This window comes from Pauljensenia sp. UMB3104, assembly GCF_030217285.1.
Taxonomy (GTDB): Bacteria; Actinomycetota; Actinomycetes; order Actinomycetales; family Actinomycetaceae; genus Pauljensenia.
This window is the reverse complement of the sequence record NZ_JASONN010000023.1, coordinates 1-24523: the sequence shown is the minus strand read 5'-3', so window position 1 is coordinate 24523 and position 24523 is coordinate 1. Positions and strand designations below refer to the sequence as shown.

At 66.8% G+C, this 24523-nt stretch carries 19 protein-coding genes and 1 rRNA gene; 5 read left to right on the top strand and 15 right to left on the bottom strand.

Annotation, left to right across the window (positions count from 1 at the left end):
- Nucleotides 1-29: 29 nt before the first annotated feature.
- The 3 genes from QP415_RS09260 to QP415_RS09250 form a co-directional block, all read right to left on the bottom strand.
- Complete coding sequence (locus QP415_RS09260) at nt 30-1520, bottom strand: DUF1846 domain-containing protein (protein ID WP_048674852.1); 1491 nt, start codon at nt 1518-1520, stop codon at nt 30-32.
- A 133-nt stretch (nt 1521-1653) separates the two neighbouring features.
- Nucleotides 1654-2304, bottom strand: coding sequence for a LuxR C-terminal-related transcriptional regulator (locus QP415_RS09255; RefSeq protein WP_016461521.1), 651 nt, complete (start codon nt 2302-2304; stop codon nt 1654-1656).
- Nucleotides 2301-3491 carry an ATP-binding protein gene (locus QP415_RS09250; RefSeq protein ID WP_285099798.1) on the bottom strand — a complete coding sequence of 397 codons (1191 nt, stop codon included), beginning with the start codon at nt 3489-3491 and terminating at the stop codon, nt 2301-2303. The genes QP415_RS09255 and QP415_RS09250 overlap by 4 nt, the downstream gene beginning before the upstream one ends.
- Before the next feature lie 259 nt (nt 3492-3750).
- Here QP415_RS09250 and QP415_RS09245 point away from each other — a divergent pair, with 259 nt between their 5' ends.
- Together QP415_RS09245 and QP415_RS09240 are read left to right on the top strand one after the other, a co-directional pair.
- Nucleotides 3751-5427, top strand: coding sequence for a PspC domain-containing protein (locus QP415_RS09245; RefSeq protein WP_285099792.1), 1677 nt, complete (start codon nt 3751-3753; stop codon nt 5425-5427).
- Between the two features lie 15 nt (nt 5428-5442).
- The gene (locus QP415_RS09240) at nt 5443-6171 is read left to right on the top strand and encodes a hypothetical protein (RefSeq protein ID WP_285099791.1); all 729 of its coding nucleotides are present in this window, start codon (nt 5443-5445) and stop codon (nt 6169-6171) included.
- A gap of 86 nt (nt 6172-6257) precedes the next feature.
- Here the strand turns inward: QP415_RS09240 and ptsP are convergent, their stop codons facing one another.
- Nucleotides 6258-7940, bottom strand: a complete 1683-nt coding sequence (ptsP, locus tag QP415_RS09235; protein WP_285099790.1) for a phosphoenolpyruvate--protein phosphotransferase — start codon at nt 7938-7940, stop codon at nt 6258-6260.
- A gap of 4 nt (nt 7941-7944) precedes the next feature.
- Nucleotides 7945-8211, bottom strand: coding sequence for an HPr family phosphocarrier protein (locus QP415_RS09230; protein WP_016461526.1), 267 nt, complete (start codon nt 8209-8211; stop codon nt 7945-7947).
- A 286-nt stretch (nt 8212-8497) separates the two neighbouring features.
- Between QP415_RS09230 and QP415_RS09225 the strand changes: the two genes are divergently transcribed.
- The gene (locus tag QP415_RS09225) at nt 8498-9523 is read left to right on the top strand and encodes a LacI family DNA-binding transcriptional regulator (RefSeq protein WP_285099789.1); all 1026 of its coding nucleotides are present in this window, start codon (nt 8498-8500) and stop codon (nt 9521-9523) included.
- Between the two features lie 1010 nt (nt 9524-10533).
- Here the strand turns inward: QP415_RS09225 and QP415_RS09220 are convergent.
- The 3 genes from QP415_RS09220 to metG all read right to left on the bottom strand — a co-directional run bounded on the left by QP415_RS09220 (nt 10534) and on the right by metG (nt 16208).
- Complete coding sequence (locus tag QP415_RS09220) at nt 10534-12567, bottom strand: sucrose-specific PTS transporter subunit IIBC (RefSeq protein WP_285099788.1); 2034 nt, start codon at nt 12565-12567, stop codon at nt 10534-10536.
- 210 nt (nt 12568-12777) lie between these two features.
- Nucleotides 12778-14244: a glycoside hydrolase family 32 protein gene (locus QP415_RS09215; RefSeq protein ID WP_285099787.1), complete on the bottom strand. Its 1467-nt coding sequence runs from the start codon at nt 14242-14244 to the stop codon at nt 12778-12780.
- A gap of 122 nt (nt 14245-14366) precedes the next feature.
- Nucleotides 14367-16208 (bottom strand): methionine--tRNA ligase, encoded by a 1842-nt coding sequence (gene metG, locus QP415_RS09210; RefSeq protein WP_016461530.1) that lies wholly within the window; start codon nt 16206-16208, stop codon nt 14367-14369.
- 131 nt (nt 16209-16339) lie between these two features.
- Between metG and QP415_RS09205 the strand changes: the two genes are divergently transcribed.
- Nucleotides 16340-16897, top strand: coding sequence for an isochorismatase family protein (locus QP415_RS09205; protein ID WP_285099786.1), 558 nt, complete (start codon nt 16340-16342; stop codon nt 16895-16897).
- 18 nt (nt 16898-16915) lie between these two features.
- Here QP415_RS09205 and rsmI read toward each other — a convergent pair whose 3' ends face one another.
- The 5 genes from rsmI to QP415_RS09180 are packed head-to-tail and all read right to left on the bottom strand — an operon-like array spanning nt 16916 to nt 21424.
- Nucleotides 16916-17821: a 16S rRNA (cytidine(1402)-2'-O)-methyltransferase gene (rsmI, locus tag QP415_RS09200; protein WP_285099785.1), complete on the bottom strand. Its 906-nt coding sequence runs from the start codon at nt 17819-17821 to the stop codon at nt 16916-16918.
- Between the two features lie 12 nt (nt 17822-17833).
- A complete protein-coding gene (locus QP415_RS09195; RefSeq protein ID WP_048675927.1) occupies nt 17834-18691 on the bottom strand; it encodes a metal ABC transporter permease in 858 nt (285 codons plus the stop codon).
- Nucleotides 18688-19569, bottom strand: coding sequence for a metal ABC transporter permease (locus QP415_RS09190; protein WP_016461534.1), 882 nt, complete (start codon nt 19567-19569; stop codon nt 18688-18690). Before QP415_RS09190 ends, QP415_RS09195 begins: the two co-directional genes overlap by 4 nt.
- Entirely contained in the window at nt 19566-20282 is a 717-nt protein-coding gene (locus QP415_RS09185; RefSeq protein WP_016461535.1) for a metal ABC transporter ATP-binding protein, read from the bottom strand. The genes QP415_RS09190 and QP415_RS09185 overlap by 4 nt, the downstream gene beginning before the upstream one ends.
- Nucleotides 20282-21424, bottom strand: a complete 1143-nt coding sequence (locus tag QP415_RS09180) for a metal ABC transporter substrate-binding protein (protein ID WP_016461536.1) — start codon at nt 21422-21424, stop codon at nt 20282-20284. The genes QP415_RS09185 and QP415_RS09180 overlap by 1 nt, the downstream gene beginning before the upstream one ends.
- Before the next feature lie 151 nt (nt 21425-21575).
- Between QP415_RS09180 and QP415_RS09175 the strand changes: the two genes are divergently transcribed.
- On the top strand, nt 21576-23318 hold the full coding sequence (locus tag QP415_RS09175) for a dolichyl-phosphate-mannose--protein mannosyltransferase (protein ID WP_285099784.1): 1743 nt from the start codon (nt 21576-21578) through the stop codon (nt 23316-23318).
- A 176-nt stretch (nt 23319-23494) separates the two neighbouring features.
- Here QP415_RS09175 and QP415_RS09170 read toward each other — a convergent pair whose 3' ends face one another.
- Both QP415_RS09170 and rrf read right to left on the bottom strand, forming a co-directional pair.
- The gene (locus tag QP415_RS09170; RefSeq protein WP_048675933.1) at nt 23495-24019 is read right to left on the bottom strand and encodes an NADPH-dependent FMN reductase; all 525 of its coding nucleotides are present in this window, start codon (nt 24017-24019) and stop codon (nt 23495-23497) included.
- 194 nt (nt 24020-24213) lie between these two features.
- Nucleotides 24214-24331 (bottom strand): 5S ribosomal RNA (rrf, locus tag QP415_RS09165).
- Nucleotides 24332-24523: the final 192 nt, after the last annotated feature.

Genomic DNA, 24523 nt, shown 5'->3' with positions numbered 1-24523 from the left:
ACAGACAAGCCCCGGCCTCGTCGAAGCGATTACTTCTTGCGGTACAGCGACTTCGTCGCGTACACCGGCTCCGTCGTCACCTGGATGCCGAGGGAACGGAAGATGCCCTCGTCCACGGGGCCCAGGATGACCGACTCGTGAACGTCGCAGTCGCGCAAAGAGCTGAGCTTATCCAGGGCGCGGCGCGCGTTGTCGTCGCCGTTGGCGGACACCGCGAGCGCGATGAGGACCTCGTCGGTGTGCAGGCGCGGGTTGCGCGAGCCCAGGTCGCGGGTCTTGAGGCGCTGGATCGGCTCGATGGACTGAGGGGCGAGGAGCTGGACCTCGTCGGGCAGCCCCGCGAGCTTCTTGAGCGCGTTGAGCAGCATCGCCGAAGAGCAGCCCAGCAGCGCCGACGTCTTACCCGTGACGATCTGGCCATCGGGAAGCTCGATCGCTGCGGCCGGTTCGCCCGTCGCCTCAGCCAGCTCGAGGGCCGGACGCACGACCGGGCGGTCCATGCGCCCCACGCCCACACGGCTCATCAGCAGGGAGATGCGCGCCGACTGCACGGGCTCGCTCATTTCCTTCTTCTCAGTCACGAGCGCCTTGTAGTAGCGGCGAATGATTTCCTGACGCGAAGCCTCCGCGCAGGCCTCGTCGTCCACGATGCAGTGGCCCGCCATGTTGACGCCCATGTCCGTGGGGCTCTTGTAGGGGGAGGAGCCGAGGATCTTCTCGAACAGGCGGTTCAGGACGGGGAAGATTTCCACGTCGCGGTTGTAGTTGACCGTCTTGATCCCGTACGCCTCCAGGTGGAAGGGATCGATCATGTTGACGTCGTCGAGGTCGGCCGTGGCGGCCTCGTAGGCAATGTTCACCGGGTGATCCAGCGCAATGTTCCAGATCGGGAAGGTCTCCCACTTCGCATACCCCGACTCGATCCCGCGCTTGTGATCGTGGTAGAGCTGCGACAGGCAGGTCGCCATCTTGCCGGAACCCGGGCCGGGGGCGGTCACGACGATCAGGTCGCGGGTGGTCTCCACGTACTCGTTCGCGCCGTAGCCCTCATCGGAGACGATGCGCTCAACGTCCGAGGGGTAGCCGGGGATCGGGAAGTGACGGTAGACGCGGATGCCGAGCTTCTCGAAGCGTTCCTTGACCTCGGCGGCCGCCTTGTTGTCGTCCGTCCACTGGGTGATGACGACGGACCCGACGTACAGGCCGCGCTCACGGAACTCGTCGATCTGACGCAGAACCTCATCGTCGTAGGTGGTGCCCATGTCGGCGCGGACCTTACGGCGCGCGAAATCCTTGGCGTTGACGGCGACGATGATCTCAACTTCGTCGGCCAGTTCGCGCAGCATGCGCACCTTGTTGTCGGGCGTAAAACCCGGAAGGACGCGCGAGGCATGCATGTCGTCGATCAGCTTGCCGCCAAACTCCAGGTAGAGCTTGCCGCCGAATTCGCTGCGTCGCTGGGCGATGTGTCGAGACTGCATCTCGACGTACTGATCACTATCAAAACCGATGCGGTGCATGCATCCTCCGAGGTCGCAGAAATAGAAGAGGCCGTCCGTGCGGGGCGGGCAGGCGCAGTCGCGCCCTCGGGGTTCCATTGTAAGGGCGACGGCGCGTCACTCTACGGATGGCACGCACGAAAGGGGTCCGACCTCACACGATGTGTCGCTGCATCGCCCAACGCGTCAGCTCATTGCGGTTGGAGAGCTGGAGCTTGCGCAGGACCGCGCTCACGTGGGTTTCGACGGTCTTGATAGAGATGAAGAGGTCGTGGGCGACTTCTTTGTAGGTGTAGCCGCGGGCGATGAGGCGCATGACTTCCTGTTCGCGCGCCGACAGCAGGTCCAGCTCGCTGTCGGTCGTGGAAACCTCGCCGGTCCCGAAGGCATCCAGGACGAAGCCGGCCAGGCGCGGGCTGAAGGCGGCGTCCCCGGCGGCGACTCGTCCGATGGCCTCGACGAGGTCGGGGGTGGAGATCGACTTGGTGACGTATCCGCGGGCGCCCGCCCGGATAACTTGGACGACGTCCTCGGCGGCGTCGGAGACGGACAGCGCGAGGAAGTGCAGGCCCTCAATGTCGCGGCAGGAGCTGGCGACCTCGGCACCGCCTCCGCCGTTTCCGCCGGGCAGGTGCACGTCGAGGAGGGCGACGTCCGGGGTGAGCGTGCGGCAGGCTGCGATGGCACCCTCGACGTCGGACGCGTCGCCGACGACTTCCAGGTCAGCCCCGGAATTTTCAAGCTCGGCGCGCACTCCTGCGCGCACCATGGGGTGGTCGTCGATAACGAGGATGCGGATGGTCACTGTGTCCTCCCGGTGGGCGCTGTTTCTTCCAGGATATCGGAGCGCGGCACGCTCAGAGCAATTTCGGTTCCGCGGGCGAGACGCCTGATCGTGGCGCTTCCCCCTGCTCGGCGCATACGCCCGACGATAGAGTCGCGCACGCCGTGGCGGTCGGCGGCGATGGTGGCGGGGTCGAATCCTTCGCCGTTGTCCTTGACGAAGGCCTCGATGGCTCGGGGGCGTACTTCGACGTAGACGGAGACGGGCGGGGCGCCGTGACGCACGGCGTTTTGGCAGGCCTCGGCCAGAGCCGCGACGAGGGCAAGCTCACCGGGACCCGGGCGCATGTCGCCGACGACGACGACACTGATCGGCACGCCGTAGCGACTCTCGACGCCAACGACGGCCTCGGTGACGGCTGCTTCGAGGGAATCGGCGGCCTGCGCGTGGCCCGTGTACAGCCAAGCACGCAGTTCGCGCTCCTCGGTGAGGGCGATGGCGCGCACGCGGGCCGGGTCCTCGGCGGAGGCACGGATCAGAGTGAGGGCCTGGAGCACCGAGTCGTGCAGGTGAGCGGCGATGTCGGCGCGCTCGGCTTCACGCACGCGCTGCGCCTGAGCCTGCGAGAGATCCTTCGTAGTGCGCAGCCACATGGGGACGAGGGCGAAGAGCACGCCCGCCACCAGAGCAGCCCCGATGAGACCACCGCGCAGCAGGATGACGGGCGGATTATCGCGCGAAGCGACCATCACGACGCCGAGCGCCAGCAGCACGATGCCGCCGAAGACAGCCCCGACGAAGCGCACGGAACGCCAGGAGCCCACGTTGCGGCTCTGGCTCCACACGAGCGCAATGCCCGCGATGATCGAAACGATGGCCCCCATGTCTCGCCAGTCCAGGGTGCCCGTCGCGTTCAAGACGGTACCCGCGATCGCGGCCACGATCAGGGCCACGCCGACGACAATCAAGCGGTTGCGCGACACCTGGGCGGCGCGTTCTTCACGCAGCCGGACGAGGCCGGGGCTGAGCGAGCCCTCCCCGCTTCGCTCCGGGGAATCCTCGGGGACCGTTACCCACAGCCACAGGTAAACGCCGAAGCCGAGACCCACAAAGGTCATGCAGATCATGATGATGCGCACGAGAGCGACCGACACTCCCAGGTGTACGGCCAGACCCGAGCACACGCCGCCCAGCCAGGGGGCCGGCATGTCCGGGCTCGAGGCGGTCGCGCGCACGAGCGGGGGCCTGCTGGGAGGCGCCGGAATCGGCGGAGTCCACCCCGGATGGGGGGAATTTACGGGTCTGCTCACGCTCCCATTGTGGCATGCCACGGGGTGTCCCCCCGGGATACCCCCAGCACAATCAGGGGTCATTCAGGGGGTCCCCTACTGTCGCGCTCCCCCCGTTCTTTGGTTGAGTAGTGGTATCGATCCACGCCGCGTGGATCCCATCGAGAGGAAGTGCATGATGAGTTGGTCGAATGGCACAACAGATCCGAGTGATCAGTACCAGCAGCGCCCGCCCCGCAGCGGTTTCTTCGAGTCCATCCGAGGCTCCGGGTGGTACCGCGCGAAGCCCCGCGTTCTCGGAGGCGTCTGCTCGGGAATCTCCGCCCACCAGGGGTGGGACCTGTCTCTCGTGCGCGTCCTCATGGTGGTCTCCGCGTTCTTCATGCCGCTCGTTATCCTCGCCTACGGGCTGGCCTGGCTGCTCCTGCCCGAGGCTGAGGACGGCCGTATTCACGTCGAAGAGACCATCGAGGGGCGCTTCGACATCGCCGTCATCGGCGGCGCTCTGATGATTCTCGCCGCCCTGTCCTCGATGTTCTCCGATGTCGGTGTCTTCGGCATCATGGGGATCGGCTGGTTCATGCTCATCATCGTGGCACTGTCCTTCTCGGGCATCGCGGCCGCTCTCGTGGGCCTGTCGCTCTCTCGCAACCGGAACGCGGGCCAGCAGCGCCCCTCCTACGGGGCCGCCCACTACGAGGCTCCACGAAACAACGCCCCGTCGGCTGCCCCCACCCCGAACGCGGCGGGCACCTCCGCCCCTTTTGCACCAGCTACCCCGGCCGCTGACGGCACGGGGGAGCCGGATCCAGGCATGAAGCCCGAGCAGGGTCCCGCAGGTTTCCCCGCGTACGGCGTTCCGAGCGATTTCCAGTCCTCCCCCGCCGGCGCCGCCAGCCCGCAGGCCGGACCGCGTCCAGCCGCCGCGACCGCCTCCGTGCCCCACCCCGGCTGGACGCCTCCCGCGAGCGCGCCCACGCCTCGTCGATGGAACGTTCCGCCCACGCCGACGCATCGCCCCCGCACCGTTTCCGGTCGCGTGAACCTGGCAATCACGGGCCTGCTGACGCTCATCACGGCTGCTGTTTTCGCCGGACTGTACTGGGCGGATAAGGGCCTGTCGATCCCCTTCATTACCGGTGAGACCGAGGGGCAGACGATCGCCCGCATCATCACCATTGGTGGCGGCGTGTGCCTGCTTGTCGTCGGGCTCTCCCTGGCGATTGCGGCCCTGCGCGACCGCAGCGCGGGATGGCTCACCGCCCTGTCGGTCATCGGCATGATCATGGCGTTTCCCACCGCGGCCATCGGCACCCAGGCCGCCCGCCCGACCGATTTCCTCATCACCGTTCACCCCGGGGCCATCAACACGGAGACGACGCGCGACTGGACGGTCGACAGAGTCAGTGGTGGCAATCCGGCCGGCACGACGCTACTCGACCTGAGTGGAGCTCCCGTCGGCACCACGAAGACAATCATCGTCGACTGGGAGGCCTGGAGCAGGCTGACCATTCAGGTGGCAGAGGGACAGCCCGTGCAGATCGTGTGCCAGTCCGACATCGAGACTCTCTCCACCAACATGGACGGCGACGGCTGGGCGTCCTCACTGAACAACTGCGCGGGGGCGACCGCCACCTCCCCCTCCTGGGGAAATCCCTCCCTCGGCGGCATCACCGTCCTCATCACCGATAGCGCGGGGCTCGACACGCTGACGGTCCTGCAGACACCCGATTCCTCGGGAACGTGGGGTTCCAAGCCGACGACGACGCCCTCGGCTACCCCGTCGGCAACGCCCTCGACGACTCCGAGCACCTCTCCATCCCCCACCCCTACCGGCTCCCAGTCGGGTAACTGAGGAAGGACCACGACCATGACCACCTCGAGCGACGACCTCACCACCGAACTGCCCGAATTCGACGCCACGACGCCGCTGCCGACGATCCCCGCGCCGACTGTCGGCGTCGGCGCGGACGCGACTACGGAGCTGCCGACCTCCTCCCCGGATCTGTCCTCGGATCCGCTGGCAGTCTTCCGCGAAGCACCAACTGCCCAGATGCCCACCGACCCCTTTCGCTCAGACGCTGGGACTGCGAGCCCGGCGGGCGCATCGGGCGCGCAGGGGCCGCATGCGCAGGCAGGCTCTTCTGCCGGCTCCGTAGGGGCGGGCGGGCGCACCGCCTTCGACCCGGCCTCCACAGGTGAGTCCATTCCCGCAGGGCACGAGGCCGGGGCACCCCATCATCGTCAGGAGCCCCTGGGTGCTCCCAGTGCAGCGCCGGGCCCGACCCCGGGTGTTCACGCCACGTGGAGCGCGCCGACAGGCCCGGTCGATGTGCGCACGCTACCCGAAGCACCGAGCAGGGGCGTGCGGGTCGGTTCCTTCGTGTGGGCGCTCCTCGTGTGCATGGTGGGAGTTTTCCTCATCGCCGAGGCCTACGTCACGAACTTCAACCTGCCGATCCTCGGGATCAGCTCGATCGCAGCGCTGGGTGTCATCTTGATTCTCACCGCGCTCTTCTCTGGACGCTCCAAGAAGAAGTCTCAGAAGGGAGCCCAGTCGCCGACATCGAATCCGGCGGACGCGATCCGCAGGGACTGACGCGGCGTCGCAATACGCACAAACGGGGTGGGCCCGGGAACCGCTTGGTTCCCGGGCCCACCCCGTAATGTGTCAGAAGCGTCGAATCAGAGCAGATCCAGCATCGCCGGAGCCACCAGCTTCAGGACGTTGTCACGGCCTTCCTTCGCGTTGGGCGCATCCACCGCGTAGGCCGCCATCTGCTGGCAGGTCGCCAGGTCGTGCATACGCAGAGCAGCGCGCACGGCGTTGACCTTCGAGGGCGCCATCGACAGGGAGGCAACACCCAGGCCCGTGAGGACCAGGGCAAGCAGCGGATCGCCACCGGCTTCGCCACACACGCCGATCGGCTTGCCCGTCGCACGGCCACCATTACAGGCGTGGCGAATCATCTCGAGGACCGCGGGCTGCCACGGATCCAGGAGGGGTGCCAGGTTGCCGTCCAGGCGGTCCGCAGCCATCGTGTACTGCGTCAGGTCGTTCGTGCCGATGGAGGCGAAGTCCACGATCGACAGGAGCTGCTCGGCGCGCAGGGCGGCCGCGGGCACCTCGATCATGATGCCGACCTTGGGCAGGCCGTAGCCGCGCGCCTTGTCGGCGAACCACTTGGCTTCGTCAGCAGTCGAGACCATGGGGGCCATGACCCACAGCTCCGCGCCCGTCGCCTTGTGGGCGGCGGCCAGAGCCTGCAGCTGCGTGTCGATGAGGTCCTCGCGCACCTGGCACAGGCGCAGGCCGCGCACACCCAGGGCGGGGTTCTCTTCGGCACCCAGATCAGCGAAGCTCAGCGGCTTGTCGGCGCCCGCATCGAGGGTACGAACGACCACGCGACGCGATCCGAAGGCCTGCAGGACCTTCGTGTAAGTGTCGGTCTGTTCCTCCAGCGTCGGGGCCTCCGAACGCTCCAGGAACAGGAACTCCGTGCGGAACAGGCCCGAGCCCTCAAGGTCGAACTTCGAGGCCTTCATCGCGTCGTCAACCGTGCCGATATTGGCCAGGAGCTTGACGGGGTAGCCGTCGTAGGTCGCGCCCTTGCCGGTCGAACCGGCCAGGGCGAGCGCGCGGCGACGCGAGCGTTCCTTGAGCAGGTCCACCTCGTCGTCGGTGGGGGCGATGATCACCTCGCCGACGCCACCGTCGAGGGCCAGCATCGTACCTTCGGCGACACCCATGATGCCCGCGGCCTTCACGATCGCGGGAATACCCAGCTGGGCGGCCAGGATCGCCGTGTGCGAGGTGGGGCCGCCGACCTCGGTGATGATGCCGAGAACGGTATCGGGGTCCAGGGTCGCGGTCTCGGCGGGGGCCAGATCGTGGGCCACGAGGACGACGGGGCCATCAAAGGCCGGGACGCCGGGCTCGGGCAGGCCGCGAAGCTCGCAGATCGCGCGATCGCGCACGTCGTAGAGATCGGTCGCGCGCTCGGCCATGTAGCCGCCCAGGCCGCGCAGCATCTGCGCATAGTCCTCGACAGCATCGTGGACGGCCTGAGTGATACCCAGACCCTTCTTGAGCTTCTTGTCAACGGCCTTGGCCAGGCCGCGGTCACCCGCGAGCTGAGCGGTGGCCTTCAGGATCGCCTTCGTCTCCTCCGGCGCGTTCGCGGCGCGCTCTTTCAGGCGAGTGGAAACGGCAGCGAGCGCCTCGCGGACACGCGCGCCGTCGGCGGCAGCATCGACGCTGCCCGGCTCCGTCGTGTCAACACCGGGGGCGGGCTGGACGATCGCGGCGGGGGCTGCTGCGGTACCGGCGGAGACACCGATGCCGTGCAGGACGTCGTGCGTCGCCATCAGTTCACTCCTGGTCGAGGTCGCGCGAGAGCAGCTCAACGAGCGAGTCGAGCACCGCACCCGCGGAATCATCCTCGGTGGACAGCGTGACAACATCGCCATGCTTGGCGCCCAGGGTCATGATCTCGAGGAGCGACGCGGCGTCAGCTTCCTCTTCACCCAGGGAGATGGTCACGTCGACGCCGGAGTCATCAACGGCCTCGGCAAGAATGTTCGCGGGACGCGCGTGGAGGCCAACGGAGGAACCAATTGCGACAGTGCGGGAAATCATGGTTGTTCCTTTCAAGTGCGGGTATGTCCATCGTGAGACACAGGTGCCCGTACGGCCCATGGTAACGGGCTCAGATACCCGCGCAAAACCCGATATCACAGACCGTGACATGGGATACATCACCCTTATAAATGCTGGCAAACCATGGAACGGACCCCTCGCTCGCTCCCGCGTGACGACGCCCTTTCGTACCCCTGCGCCCCGGCCTCGCCGACGTGATGGACGGCTCCCTCCCACCCAACCAACTACAATGGAGAAGTACCGAGGGAAGGAAAGGAAACCCCGCATGAGTTCGCGCGAACCCACGCTGGCCGACGTCGCCGAGCTGGCCGGAGTGAGCCTGACGACCGTGTCGCGCGTCCTCAACAACCGCGGATACCTCTCGGAAAAGACGAAGCAGAACGTCGCCGACGCGATCAAGACGCTGGGATATCGCCCTAATTCCCTGGCGCGCGCCCTGCACGGAAAACGCACGCAGACGGTCGGCCTCATCGTTCCGGCCGTGTCTCTCCCCTTCTTCGGCGAGCTGGCCGTCGAGGTCGAAAACGCCCTCGCCGACGCCGGATACCGCATCCTTATCTGCAATTCCATGGGCAGGGCGGACCGCGAGCGCGAATACCTGTCGCTCCTCGTGGGCAACCGTGTGGATGGCATCATCTCGGGCGCCCACAACGAGGGCCTGGGCGAATACGACACGATCCGCATGCCGCTGGTGACGATCGACCGCGAGCTGAGCCCATCCATCCCGAACGTGCGCTGCGCGAACGAGGAGGCGGGCGCCATGGCGACGCGCGCGCTCATTGAGGGCGGATGCCGCTATCCGCTGCTGCTCACCTCGCGTTCGGGTCCGCGCAATCTGCGCGAGGCCGGCTACCGCGCTGAGGTGACGCGCGCCGGACTGACCCCGCGCGTGGTGACGGTGCCCTTCGATACGCCGACGCCGCAACGTTTCGCGATGGTGCGCGACGCCCTGGATGAGGCCCGCGCCGCCGCTCCCATCGACGGCGTTTTCGCGACCGACGACCTGGCAGCGGCCGAAGTCCTCGAGTGGGCGCGCACGCGCGAGCTGGCTGTCCCCACGGATCTGTCGGTCATCGGCTTCGATGGCACGGAGACGATGCGCCGCGCTCTGCCTCACCTTGCAACAATTCGCCAACCCATCGCGGCGATCGCGCAGGAGGCGGTGACGATCCTCCTCGATCAGATCGAGGGCAAGGCGCCGCGTCCCTCATCCGACGAGGCCGGGGCACCCCACGCCCAGACGGTTGAGTTCCCGGGGACGCTGATTCCGGGGCGCTCGATCAACGCCTGAGTGCGTCACGTGGCGCGAGGCTCCCACCAGTCACGATTGTCGCTGTTCCGCGTCATTTTCTTAGCCCCCGCGAGCGCGCACAGCTACGCACGCGGATAGGTTATCCGCGTATGGATAGGTTATTGACATGCGGATAGGTTAATAAGCTATCCGCATCGTCATAACCTATCCGCGTGTGCACAACCTATCCGCATGTTCGGCCGTAATTTGCGAGCAGGCCCCTATCCGCAGGTTCAGCCCTATCCGCATGTTCGGCCGTAATTTGCGATCAGACCCCCGTCCGCAGGTTTAGCCCTTTGCTGCGGGCAGATCGCCTAGCCGCGAGCGCACATCAACACACCCGGTACAAAACTCTCCCAACACGCCCCCGCCAGCAGCCCACCCGGTACAAAACTCTCCCAACACGCCCAAAAAGGCCCATTTCAGCCAGTTTTGCACGAGCAGGGAGAACTTTGTACCGCATCCACCCCCACGACCCCCAGCAGGGAGAACTTTGTACCGCGCCCAGTGCCAAACCCGGCACAAAACTCCCCCAACACGCCCCCGCCAGCAGCCCAACCGGTACAAAACTCTCCCAGCGCCCCCGTTCTACAGCGGTTCCGCGAAAAAGTTCGCCCAGCACACCCCACACCACAACAGAACCGCGAAAAAGTTCGCCCAGCACACCTAAAAACGGCGTTTTTCGCCTCTTTCACGCCTGCAGGGCGAATTTTTTCGCGCACGCACCCACACCAGGCCGAGCAGGGCGAACTTATTCGCGCAGAGGACTTGACCGGACGCGATGACGGGGGGACTTTGAAACCGCCAACACCTTTGTTCACCGTCGACAGGCCTCGCAGCAGCCACAGACTGTACGGTCGACACCCGCGCCCGAGAACACGAGCTCCCCACAACGAGTGCCACCACAACGAAACGCGCATACGACTCTGCCGGTTCAACAGACGGGTGGGCGGCACCAGCGCACTGCTGATGCCGCCCACCCGTTATGTCGAGAGTAACTCCCGGAAGGCTCAGGCCTCCTTGGGGGCCACGTCAAGCAGCGCGTCGCCGCGCTGGATCTGCCCGCTCGCGACCGGGGTGATCGCACCGAGCTTCTTCTTGTTCGTCACGACGACGGGCGTGATGGTCTCGTAGCCGGCCTCGCGGATCACGTCGAGGTCAACCTCGGCGAGGACGTCGCCACGGCGCACGACATCGCCCTTGGCGACGCGGGGCGTGAAGCCCTTGCCGTCCAGCTTGACCGTGTCCATACCAACGTGAATGAGGACCTGAACGCCGGATGCAGACTTGAGGCCGTAGGCGTGGCCGGTCGGGAACGCGACGGTCACGGTGCCATCGAAGGGCGCCACAACGAGTCCGTCGGCGGGCTCGATGCCAATGCCGGGGCCGAGCATGCCCTTGGCGAAGGACTCATCCTTGACCTGCTCGAGCGGAATCGCGGTGCCCGCAAGGGGCGAGGAGACCGAGAGGTCAGCCAGCGCCTCGTCACTGAAGGACGGGGCCGAGGCAGGCGCGGGAGCAGCAGCAGGAGCCGGGGCTGCAGCAGGGGCGACAGCAGCCGCAGCGGCCACGGGAGCGGCAGCCTTGGCGGCGGGCGCGCGGCCCTCCATGTCAGCCTTGCCTCGCGTCATGGCGTAGCCGAAGGTGAGGCCGAAGGAGATGACGAAGACGAGGACCTCAAGGGCCAGGTATGCGGGGATCGACTTGGGGATGATCGACACGAAGCCGACGAAGCCGGCGGCACCGAGGGCCTGACCGCGCACGTTCAGCAGGGCGACGCCCGCCGAGCCGATGGCGGCGGACACCATCGCGCAGTAGAAGGGCCAGCGCAGACGCAGGTTGACGCCGAAGATCGCGGGCTCGGTGATACCGAAGACGGCGGACACGCCACCGGCGCCAGCCAGGCCCTTGAGCTTGGCGTCGCGGGTCTTGAAGAAGACGGCCAGGGCGGCTGCGCCCTGCGCGACGTTCGCCATGGAGGCGATCGGGAAGATGAAGTCGCCGACGCCACCATTGGAGGGCAGGAGCGGAATTTCGATGGCCGGGAACGACTGGTGCAGGCCGGTGACAACGATGGCGCTGTAGAAGAAACCGAAGATGAGCCCACCAAAGATGCCGAGGGTCGTGTACGCCCAGTTGATGCCGTAGGTCAGGTAGTTGGAGAGCTCGCGGGTCACGGGGCCGACGACGACGAAGGCCAGGAAGCCGGTGATCAGCAGGGTGATGAGCGGGGTCAGCAGGAAGTCCGCGGTGCCCTTGAGGACCTTGTGCAGACTCTTTTCGATCAGGCACATGATCCAGGTAACGACCAGGGTGGGGATGACCATCGCCTGGTAGCCGACCTTGCTGACCTCGAGGCCGAAGAGGTGCCACACGGAGGACTGGTCCGTGTAGGCCCAGAACTTGGCGGCGGCCGCGGCATCCGTCATGGAGTAGGCGGACAGCAGCGAGGGCGACACCATGGCAGCACCCATCGCGGCGCCCAGGTAGGTGTTGCCTCCAAAGCGCTTGGCAGCCGAGAAACCGACGAGTACGGGCAGGAACGCGAAGGCCGCGGATGACACGAGGTTGATGAGCGCGTCATAGTCGGTCATCGCCGGATACATCTGGATGACGGACCGCTCGCCGAAAAGCCCCTCGGCCGTGAGGACCGAGTGGAGGGCCATGAGGAGACCACCGGCGATCAGGGCCGGGAGGACTGGAACGAAGATGTCGGCGATCATCTTGATGAAGCGCGAGAAGATGTTGCCACCAGCCTCGGCTTCTTCCTTGGCTTCATCCTTGGAGACCTCGCGCACGCCGTGGTCGGAGACCATGTGAGCGTACACCTGGTCGACATCGCCGGGGCCGACGATGATCTGGAACATGCCGCCGGCGGCGAATGTGCCCTTCAGATCTTCATTGTCGTCAAGGGCCTGCTGATTGATCTTGGACTCGTCCGCGATCACCAGGCGGAGACGGGTTGCACAGTGTGCTGCTGCGCTGATGTTGGAGGCGCCGCCGACTGCTTCGACGACCTCTCCTGCCACCTTGGCGTGATCCATCGCTGATCACATTCCTTTCTGAAAACCCCACGCGCAACGCCATTGTTACGCCGCGCTGGGCGGTGTGTAGCAATCGATTGACATACTACGGGCGAACGAGCCGCGAACGCAAGGTACGAGAGGGATCGTCTCAGGTCAGAGCATGAGAGACCGCACACATACGACGAGGCCGGGGCCACCTGAGCAGCCACGGCCTCGTGCGCGGGTCGCTTAGTCGGCGCGCGCGGCGCTCACGTTCGTCACGGAAGCGGCGCCCGTGAGGGTCACGCCGGAGCCGTCGCCGTTCAGGAAGCTGCGGGTCGTGAAGACGCGCGAGCCGTCGCCCAGGTAGATCTCGGTGATGGAACGGTCGTGGAGGATCTCGACGCGGCTGGCCTCCCCCGCCTCCAGGGTGACGACGCGGCGGCCGCCATGGGGGTAGCGCGTGCCCGTCAGGTCGACGCTCAGGCGTCCGTCTTCCAGAGTGATCGACAGGCCGGAGCCGGAACCGATCTGCACGGACAAGGCCCCGTCGTAGGAGGCGTCGAAAGCGAGGCGCCACGAGCGCGACCCAGCGAGCTCCGCAATGCGTGCCCCGGCCTCGTCCCCGGGAACACCCTCGAGTGTGGCGGGCGCCAGGGGCAGGCCCGGCAGGTACGGGCGGGCGATGACGCTGCCCCCACGCAGGGTCAGGGCGCGCGGGGCGGTGAAGCAGTGCACCCAGCCGCCGGTCGCGATGGAGGGCTGGTCGTCCTCCCCGGCGTTACCCGCCCAACCGAAGAGGAGGGTCGGCGCGTCAGGCGAGGAGGAGGCGAAGCGGGCCATGATCTGGGGTGCGTAGAACTCGGTGCCGCGGTCGAGCTCCTCGAAGGAACCGTCCGCCCCACGGAACTCGGTGCCCACGAGCTCGCCGACGATGGCGATGCACGGGAAGACGTTCTCGAAACCCTCGCGATCAGGAGCGATACCCTGCGGGCAGAAGATCAGGACATCGCGTGCCTCACCAGAGTTCTCGTCGATCAGGCGCACGAGGTTGGGGCACTCCCACATGTAGCCAAACTCGTCGAAGGCGCCGCCGGCGTCGGGGAAGGTCATCTCACCCTCGCACTCCCACGCGCGCAGGTCCGCGGAGCGGTAGAGCAGGGCCGCGCCCGTGAGGTTCTCGCGCTGGACGCCGAGCAGCATGCGGTAGGAGCCGTCCGCGTCGCGCCACACCTGCGGATCACGGAAATGCGCCGTGTAGCCCTCCGGCTGGCGGTCGATGATCGGGGGCACCTGCTTGTCGAAGTGGACCATGTCGGCCGTGGTGACGACGCACTGGGTGGCCTCGCGCTCCCCCGTCTCGGGATCCTTGTAGTTGCCGGTGTACCACAGCTCGACGTGATCGCCGACCTCGATCGCCGTGCCCGAGTAGGCACCATTCGCGTCCTGGTGGGTGTCGGGCAGGATCGCGGGGGCATGGTAGTCCCAGTGGGTCAGGTCGCGCGAGGTGGCATGGCCCCAGTAGACGAGCTTGCGAGGGTGCTCGGGCGTGTACTGGAAGAACGCGTGATACGTCCCGCCGATCTCAATAAGGCCGTTCGGGTCGTTCAGGCGGCCCACCGGGGGCGCGACGTGAAAGAGCGGGTAGTCGGGATCTTGCGGGGCGCGCGACGAGGCCTCGGCAGCGAGGGCGGACGCGAGAAAATCTTCGGCCATAACCTCACGGTAACACCCCCAGATAGACGAGCGCGCGGGCGGGACACATCCGTCCCGCCCGCGCGCGCTCACACGTCCGTCACACTCATCACGAGTGGCGACATATCAAGGAAAAACCCAGATCAGGCGCCCGTCACGTCGTCCGGGTGAGCGTCCGCGTAGCGGGCAAGCTCCTCCTCGACGATGGATTCGTCGAGCTTGACGAACACGGGCGTGGGCTTGGCGATCGGGGTGCCGGGCGTGATCGGGTGACGCTCCCAGGTGGGCACGTTCGTGTAGTCGCCCGTGATGATCGGGTAGCCGTCGCGGCCCTCGAAGTCGGCGGGCAGGACCTGCGGGTCGAGCTCGGCGACCTCTTCGATGCGAGGCATCGGCGCGATCTCGCCGGCACCACCCATGACGCGGTCGATGTCGTTGGCGGCGTGGGGCAGGAACGGGGAGAGCATGAGGTTGAGGTCCGTCACCGCCTGGGCGAGGGTCCACAGGACCGTCGCGAGGCGCTCGCGCTGCTCGGGGGCCTTGAGCTTGAAGGGCTCGGTGTCGGTCACGTACTTGTTGGCCTCGCCCACCAGGCGCATGGCCTCGGATAGCGCCGCCTTCTGGCGGTGGTGGCGGATCAGGTTGCCGACGGTGTCGAAACCGGCCTCGACGGCGTCCAGGAGCGCGCGGTCGATGTCCTCAAGCTCACCCGGGGCGGGGATCTCGCCGAACTTCTTGGCGATCATGGAGGCGGTGCGGTTGACCAGGTTGCCCCAGCCGGCGACAAGCTCACCGTTGGTGCGGCGCACGAACTCGGCCCACGTGAAATCGGAGTCCGAGGTCTCGGGGCCCGCCGCGCTGATGAAGTAGCGCAGGGCGTCGGCCTGGTAGCGCGAGAGGAAGTCGCGCACGTAGATGACGATGCCGTGCGAGGAGGAGAACTTCTTGCCCTCCATGGTGAGGAACTCGGAGGAGACGACCTCGGTGGGCAGGTTGAGGACACCCAGGTCGCCGGGAGCGCCACCCTTCGAACCCTGGCCGTTGTAGCCGAGCAGCTCGGCGGGCCAGATCTGGGAGTGGAAGACGATGTTGTCCTTGCCCATGAAGTAGTAGGACAGGGCCTCGGGGTCGTTCCACCACTTGCGCCAGGCCTCGGGGTCGCCGGTGCGGCGCGCCCACTCGATGGAGGCACTCAGGTAGCCGATGACGGCGTCGAACCACACGTAGAGACGCTTGGTGGGCTGGTCCTCCCAGCCGGGGACCGGGATACCCCAGTCGATGTCGCGCGTCATCGCGCGGGGGCGGATGTCCTCGAGGAAGTTCTGGGAGAACTTGATGACGTTGGGACGCCAGGTGCCGGACTTCTCGCGCTCGTCGAGCCAGGCGGACAGGGCCTCGGCGAGGGCGGGCAGGTCGAGGAAGTAGTGGACGGACTCCACGAACTTGGGGGTCTCACCGTTGATGCGCGAGTGCGGGTTGATGAGCTCGGTCGGGTCCATCTGGTTGCCGCAGTTGTCGCACTGATCGCCACGCGCGCCCTCGGCGCCACAGATCGGACAGGTGCCCTCAATGTAGCGGTCGGGCAGGGTGCGGCCGGTGGACGGAGAGATGGCGGCACGCGTGACCTGCTCGATCATGTAGCCGTTGTCGCGCACGGTGGCGAACATGTCCTGGACGACGCGGTAGTGGTTACCGGCGGTCGTGCGGGTGAAGAGGTCGTAGGACAGGCCGAGCGCCACGAGGTCCTCGACGATGAGGCGGTTGTTGCGGTCGGCGAGTTCGCGGGCGCTCATGCCAGCGCCGTCGGCGGCCACCAGGATGGGGGTTCCGTGTTCATCGGTGCCGGAGACCATGAGGACGTCGTGGCCGGCCATTCGCATGTACCGGGAGAAAACGTCGGAGGGGACACCGAATCCCGCAACGTGGCCAATATGACGGGGGCCGTTGGCGTAGGGCCATGCGACGGCGGACAGAATACGACTCATAGCCCCTAACAATACTGCGTAGCGCTCACGAACGGGGAACCGGCCGCATCGCGAGGAATTGAAACACCCCTTGGGTGACTGTGACCGGGGTGATATTCTTGAGGAAATCACTGAATTTTCTGGGAGGTCTCATGCCCCGCGCTCTCATCATTGTCGACGTTCAGCCCACGTTCTGCGAAGGCGGTGCCCTCCCGGTGACGGGCGGTAACGCTATCGCCGAGGCCGTGGCCGCCTACGTGGACGCGCACCGCGACGAGTATCAGCTGATCGTGACCACGCAGGATTGGCACATCGATCCGGGCGAGCACTTCTCGGAGAACCCGGATTTCGTAGACACGTGGCCCCCGCACGGCGTGGCCGGCACGGACGAGGCCGAGCTGCACCCGGCGCTCGCGAACGTGAACGCGGATGTGACGGTCAAGAAGGGCCAGTACAAGGCTGCTTACTCGGGCTTCGAGGGAACGACCGAGGATGGGAAGACGCTGGAGGAGGCGCTGCGCGACGCCGGCATCACGGATGTGGATGTCGTGGGCCTGGCGGAGTCGCACTGCGTTGCGTCCACGGCTGTGGATGCTGTCCACGCCGGATTCCCGACGCGTGTCCTGCGCGAGCTGACCGCGCCCGTGACCGAGGAACTGGGCGCGGTGGCTCGCGAGTGGATGACAACCGAGGGCGTCTCGCTCGTCTGAGGCTCCCCGGCCTCGTTTTTAGCGCGCGGCGAGGGCGGCCTTGTAGAGGTCGTTCTTGCGCGCGCCCGTCGCCGCGGCTACCTCGGCCGCGGCGTCTTTGAGGCGCATCCCTTCCGCCGCGAGCGCGAGGACCGCGCCGACGTGGTCTTCGGCGCGCGCGCTGCGCTCGTATCCGGCGACGACGATCGTTACTTCGCCGAGGACGTCGTCGGCGCCGGCCGCGAGCTGGCCGAGCGTGCCGCGGCGCACCTCCTCGTAGTCTTTTGTGAGCTCGCGGCACAGTGCGGCGCTGCGGTCGGCGCCCAGCACCTGCGCCATGCGCGTGAGCGTGGCGGCCGCGCGCCTGGGCGATTCGAAGAAGATCAGCGTGTGCGGGTCGGTGGCCAGGTCCTGCAGGTAGCGCGTGGCTTCCCCGTCCTTGCGCGGCAGGAATCCTTCGAAGGCGAAGCGGTCGGAGGGCAGGCCAGACAGCGCGAGGGCGACGAGCGGCGCGGAGGGACCGGGCAGGACGGACAGGGGAACGCCCGCTTCGATGGCGGCGCGAGCCAGCCGGAATCCCGGGTCGGAGACCGTGGGCATGCCCGCGTCGGAGACGAAGACGACGCGCGCCCCACCCTTGGCGGCCTCGACGATACCCGAGGCCTTGTCGGCCTCGTTATGGTCGTGCAGGGCGATCAGTCGGCCGCCCAGCTTGATGCCCAGGCGCGACGCCAGGGCGAGCGCGCGGCGCGTGTCCTCGGCGGCGACGATGTCCGCCCCTTCGAGAGCGGCGACGACGCGCGGGGATGCATCACGCACGTCACCGATGGGCGTGGCAGCCAGCAGGATCGTCCCCGCCTCCTGGCGGTAGAGTTCGCGTGCGCGTCGCTCCTGCACGTTGACGGAAGAGTCGTGGTCGGGGGCGGTGTCGATCGCTGCGTCCATGCCCGTATCGTCTCACTGCTTGTCCGCGCGCGCACGGCGCGTCCGCGTCGTACCCGCCCGCCATTGGGGGACGCGCGAGGCGAGGACGCACGCGGCGCACAGGAGCGCGATGGTTCCGCCTGCGCTCAGGCGCGCGGGGACGGCAATGGCGAGGCCGGAGATCCCCAGGAGCGCGCCCAGCAGAGGGCAGCCGATGAGGAAGGCGCGCGAGCTACGCACGAGGGGCGCGAGCGCGGCGGCTGGCGCGGCAATGAGTGCGATCGACAGGATCGTTCCAACCGCCGGGATCGCCACGGTGACCGAGGCGAGGATGAGGCCGAGGATGACGAGTTCGTGGCGAGAGGCCCGCGCGGCTGCGGCTGGGCTAGAGGGGTCGAAGCAGTGGGCAATCAGCTGGCGCCCGCCCAGCATCACGACAAGAAGGGCGACCGCGAAGACGGCACCGGCCCAGGCGACGTCAGCTGGCGAGACCGTCATGACGGAGCCGGTCAGGAAAGAATTGACCGCGAGGGGCAGGGGCTTGAACCAGGTCGCTAGGAAGTAACCGGAAGCAAAACCCGCGGTCAGCACGATGCCGGCCGCTCCTTGGCTGGAGATGCCGGGGATCGTGGCGAGCCAGCGCATGAGGGCGACGAGCGGGATCGTCCCAAGGAACGCTCCAACGTAGAGCGCCGCCGACATACCGGAGTGCCCGAATCCGAGGGCGGCTGCGATGACCACGCCGAGGACCGCGCCGGGGAAGGTCCCGTGCGTAACGGATTCGGCGAAGAAGATGCGCCGGTCCAGGTAGGCGAAGGCGCCGACGAGGCCGCCCAGGGCCCCGATGATCGTCACGTGCAGCGCGGGGTACAGGAGGAGGCTGGCGATCACGACTGATCCCCTCCCCGGGCACTCACGGTCGTTTCACGCGACGTTTCACGCGCGGCTCCGACCGCTTGGGCACGCCGGCCGCGGATCCCGCGGATGGCGCAGGCGGCAGCGAAGCAGACAAGGACCCCCATGGCGACGCACGCCTGCGGGGAGAGCGGGCGCGGCGCACGCAGGAGGGAGATGCCAAATCCGGCCCATCCCCCGACGAGCGCGCAGGCGCCGGCCAGGAGCGCCATCGAGCGTGGGCCCGACGCGAGCAGGCGACCGAAGGCTCCGGGCACGACAAGATATCCGACGACGAGGAGGACCCCGACGGCCGTCGACGCGGCGACGACGATCGCGCCGAGCGCCGCGTTAAAAGCGATGTCAATCCAGGTGACCGGGATGCCGCTAACGTGCGCGGCCTCGCGGTCGAAGGCCACCGCGACCTGTGCGCGCCAGGTGAGGGCAAGCAGGGCGGTCGCAACCACGAGGACCAGAGCACTCACCGACAATCGAGAGGGCGTGATATCCAGGAGACGGCCGAACATGAGGGATTCGAGCTGCCCGGACATGTCCCCGATGCGTAGGGAGATGACGATGCCCAGGGAGAAGAAGGCGGTGAGCAGGACCGCGGTCGTCGCCTCGGAGTGGCGCTGTTTGCGCGAGGCCGCCGTCAGCGCCGCCGCGATGAGGGCCGCGCACACGGCACCGCCCGGGATGATCGCGTCGCGCCCGCCAAGGGCCATGCCGACGACAATGCCGGGAAAGACACCGTGGACCATCGTTTCAGCGCTGAACTCGGCGCGGCGCAGGTTGACCAGCGTCGAGGCCGGTCCCACCGCGAGCGCGAGCAGGCCAAGGACAACGAGAGGGCGCGCCAGGTAGGGGGCGATCATGACAGGGACGCAATCGCCTCGTCGGCGCTCGATCCGTAGGCGCGCGCCAAGACCTCGGGGGCGAGGGCTTCGTCGGTGGACCCCAGGGCGACGAGGCGGGAGGCGAGCACGCACGCCTGGGAGCACACGTCGCGCGCGAGGGACAGGTCGTGCGTGGACACGATGACGCCGACGCCGTCGGCTGTCAGGTCCGCGATGAGACCCGTGATGATGTCGCGGCTGGGCGCGTCGAGGCCGTTGAAGGGTTCGTCCATCATGACCAGCTCGGGGCGCGCAACGAGGGCGCGTGCGACGAGGACACGCTGGCGCTGGCCCCCACTGAGCGTCCCGAAGCGGTGGGTCGCCCGGTCGCTGAGGTTCACCCGCTCGAGGGCAGCGCTCACCCGCGCGCGCATGTCCGAGGTGATGCGCCTGCCCCAGCCGGCCTCGGCGATGAGTCCCATCGTGACGACCTCGGCGGCGCTCACTGGGAAGGTAAGGTCCAGGTCGGCGCTCTGCGGCACGAGGCCGATGCGCGTTGCATCGACCTCAACGCTGCCGGACAGAACCGAGCAGCCGCCGACGATACCTCGCATGAGGGTCGTCTTGCCCCCTCCGTTGGGGCCGACAAGGGCGAGGGCCTGGCCCCCGAACACGTCGAGGGTCAGGCCGGTCAGCGCCGGGGTATTCCCATACCCCAGCGCCGCGTCGTGAAAGGAGACGAGCCGTGCCATCACTGGTCCTTCAGCCGTTCGGGCAGCTGCGGGACGGTGCCGCCCCACGCCTGCGTCACGGCGCGCACGTTGTGGATGATCGAGCCGACGTAGGTGGCTCCCTCGGAGCCATCCGGTCCCAGCGAGTCGCCGTACATGGCGTCCTCGCCCACGATGGGGGTCACGCCGGCCGCGCGAGCAATCGCCTCGATGGACTTGGAGTTGTTGGAGTTTTCGGCGAAGAGCGCGACCGCTCCGGACTCCTTGACGGCCGCGACGGCCTTGGCGATGTGGTCGGCGGTGGCGTCCTGCTGCTCGTTGAAGTCGGACAGGGCGGCGCCAATGAAGCGGATCCCGTAGTCCCTCGAGAAGTAGCCGAACGCGTCGTGGGAGGTGAAGAGGACGCGCTGTCCCTCCGGCACAGTCTCGATGGCCTCGGCGGTCCATTTATCGAGCGCGTCAATCTCCTCCAGGTACGAGGCCGTGGCTGCGTTGATTGACGAGGCGGCGTCGGGTGCCGCGGCCGCGAGGCCCGCGCCGAGGTTAGCGACCTGGACGCGAGCGCCCTTCGGCGAAGTCCACACGTGCGGGTCGAAGCGGAACTCGGGTTCCTCGCCCGCTTCCTCCGGCGGGAACGGCCACGGGGCGACGTCCACGCGTTCGCTTCCGCGATCAATCGTGTAGGGGCCCTCGGGGTCGGGAGTACCCGGGTTGTCGACGTCGGCGGCAGTCAGGACTCCAGAGGTGACGACCATGCGCCCCTTGAAGCCGGAGGAGGCGACCGCGTCGTCGAGGAAGTGCTCGAGGTCGACGCCGGAGACCGCCATGACGTCGGCCTGCGCGAGCGCTGAGGTCTGCGCGGGGGTCATCTCGTGCTCGTGCGCGGATGCGTTGGGGGCGAGCAGGCAGGTCAGGCTCATGGTGAGAGCGGCGCCGTCGTTCTGCGCGCCGACGTGGCTATTCTTTCCGGCAGCGTCGGTCTTGTCGAGGGAAATGTCGGCAGAATGAGCAGCGATCTGCGTGACGTAGTCGCAGATCTGCGTGGTCGTGGCAACGACCGCGAGGCCGTGGGCCGAGGAGGAGGGCGTGCACGCAGCCAGCGAGGCGGTCGCCATTGCCAGCCCGGCGGCAGCGGCCAAGCTGCGCGTTGTTGAGGAAAACATCATTGCTCCTACGCAATTTTCGGGTACACGAAATTATAGCCACAAGCGAGAACAATTCTCAAGAGTCTTGCGCCGCACATCCTCCCCGAACGCGCGAGCGAATGTGCACCGCGGTTCTTGTGCCGCGAGGAGGCCGCTAGACTCGGATGCGATGGATACAGCGAACACACACAACGACACGATCGACGAGGCTACGCAGCCCCTCGAGCAGGAGACGACAGTCGACGCCTCTGTCGAGAAACAGCACCCCGAGGCCCCTGACGCCGACTCGACGACCCCACCTGCCTCCGAGCTCCCCCTTCCCCCGCGCCATCCGCGATGGGCGGATCGCCTGACCACTCCGGCGGCCGGATGGGTCGCCACCGCGATCGCGACGATCCTCGCGGCCGTCATCAGGCTCCCCGGCCTCGATAACGTCCGCACGCTGATCTTCGACGAGACCTATTACGTGAAGGACGCGTGGTCACTCCTCACCCTCGGGTACGAGGGAACATGGGCCAAGGACGTCGACGCAGCATTCGCCGCCGGCGACGTCTCCGGCCTGTCCACGGTGGGCGGATACCCGGTGCACCCGCCCACCGGCAAGTGGCTGATCGCGCTGGGTATGAAGATTTTCGGTCAGGCAGACCCCGTCGGCTGGCGCATCGCCGCCGCCATCTGCGGCATCATCACCGTCTTCCTTCTGTGCCGACTCGCCCAGAATCTCTTCCGCACGCCAGCACTGACGCTCCTGGCTGGCCTCTTCCTGGCGACCGACGGCATGGCGATCGTCATGAGCCGCACATCCATCCTCGACGGCTTCCTCACGATGTTCGCCCTGGCCGCATTCCTGTGCGTCGTCAAGGACCAGGAAACATCCCGACCGCGCCTGCTGGCTAAGCTACGCGACTGGGACGGCCTGGGCGCACCGAGGCAGGGGTGGTCCGACCTGCGCACCTACCTCATCCGCCAGGACCGACGCCCCTTCGCAATCGGCCCGAATGCGGGCAACCGTCCATGGCTGCTCGCAGCGGGAGTCCTGGCGGGGCTCTCCTGCTCCGTCAAGTGGTCGGGCATCTACGCTCTCGCTTTCCTCGGCCTGTTTGTGGCCCTCCGCGAAGTCACATGCCGCTGGCGCGCCGGTCACCCCTCCCCCATCCGCGGCGCCCTCCTCGCCGACATCTGGTGGGCATTCATCCTCATGGTTCCCACAGCGATCCTGACATACATCGCCTCGTGGTTCGGATGGTTTGCCCACCCCGCCGCGCACGGACACGGCCGATCAGGAATCCCGGGCTTCGCGGGTTCACTCGCAGACCTGTGGCTCTACCACAAGGAAATGTGGACATTCCACAACGGGCTCAGCACGCCGCACACCTACCAATCCAGCCCCTACACGTGGCTCGCACAGTACCGTGCAACATCCTTCCACTGGGCAAACGGACCCGAGGTCACAGGATGCACATCCGGGACGTGCGCGACCGACATTGTCGCCCTCGGCAATCCACTCCTGTGGTGGATCGGGATTGGCGCACTCATCGTCGTCCTCTGGGCAACGGTGCGGTACCGCAACTGGCGCACCGGCGTCATCACGCTTGGCTACATCGCCCTATACGTTCCCTGGCTTGCCTACGCACACCGCACGATCTTCACGTTCTACACCGTCGCCTTCGCGCCGTTCGTGGCACTCGCCGTCGCCTGGCTCATCGCCATACTGGCGGGGTGGGTCACCGCCGACGGCCAGCCCCTCACCGCCCCACTCCCCCGCCGCACCGAGCTAACGGGCTGGGTACTGGCAGCGGTCCTGACGATCATGATCCTCGCGTGCGCGGCATACTTTATGCCACTATGGCGGGCGGACGTCGTGGACTACAGCTTCTGGCGCGCACACATGTGGCTCCCCTCGTGGATCTAATGACGCGCCAGTGACGCCCTTAAGAAAGGGTGGGGCCCGGCAGTTACCTGCCGGGCCCCACCCTTTCATCCTGAACCCCGCCCCATCACGGTTGCACGTTCAACCACTCGTGCCAGACGGAGACGCCATCAGGCCGTCACCGCGACAAGCCGTGAAAAGCCATTCAGGAAGCCTTCTCAGGCGAGCGATGCGAGGAGCTCGCGGATCTGAGCGTTCAGCTCGTCGGAGGGCTGGAAAACGCCGTCCTGGAAGTCAGAGCCAAGGTTGATGCCAACCTGCTGGTCGCGAACGTCGGCCCCAAAGGTCGACACAATCTCACGCAGATGCTCGAGGGGCTTGACGGCGCCGTACCACGAGTAGCCGACGAGACCAACAGCCTTGTCCTTGAGCGCGGCCGGGGGCAGGTAGTCGATAGCGTTCTTCAAAACAGCGGAGACCGAATGGTTGTACTCGGGGGTCACGAAAAGAACGGCGTCGTTCGCCTCGATGTTCGTGCGCAGACGAACAGCCTCGGGCAGCTCGGGGGCCTGCATCGACGGGGGCATCTCCTCCGCAAAGAGCGGCAGCTGGTAGTCGCGCAGATCGAAGAAAACGGTGGAGACGCCGTCGAGCTGACGCGCCTGCTCCTCAATCCAACGAACGACCTGCTCGCCAGCGCGGCCGGGACGCACGGAACCGAGAACGATAGCAACGGAAGCCATGATATTTCCTCTCACAGTCTTATTGAAACATCAACTACTATAGGCGCTCGGTAGCCTGCTGCCAAGGATGAATAGCTATTGCTTAGGACACAAGTCCCATGAACATTGCGAGCACCGGCGCAGCGCAGATCGTCGTGGAGCACAAATGCGCGGAGGGCCTCACCCTGATGGGTGAGGCCCTCCGTTTACGTGTGTTGTGGCGGTGTCCTACTCTCCCACAACCTGGCGGTTGCAGTACCATTGGCGCTGCCGGGCTTAGCTTCCAGGTTCGGAATGGAGGCTGGGCGTTTCCCCGGTGCTATGACCACCACAAGATTTGGTGTTCAACACTCCCCTCACCGTGTTTGGTGGGGTGTGGGTTGATCGTGGTTTGTATAGTGGTTGCGGCAGTGTGTTCACTGTTGTTTTGCTTCACCCGTTGTTGGGTTGTTGTTTAGTGTTGGCCCATTAGTACCAGTCGGCTCACGAGCACCTCGCGGTGCTTCCACCTCTGGCCTATCAACC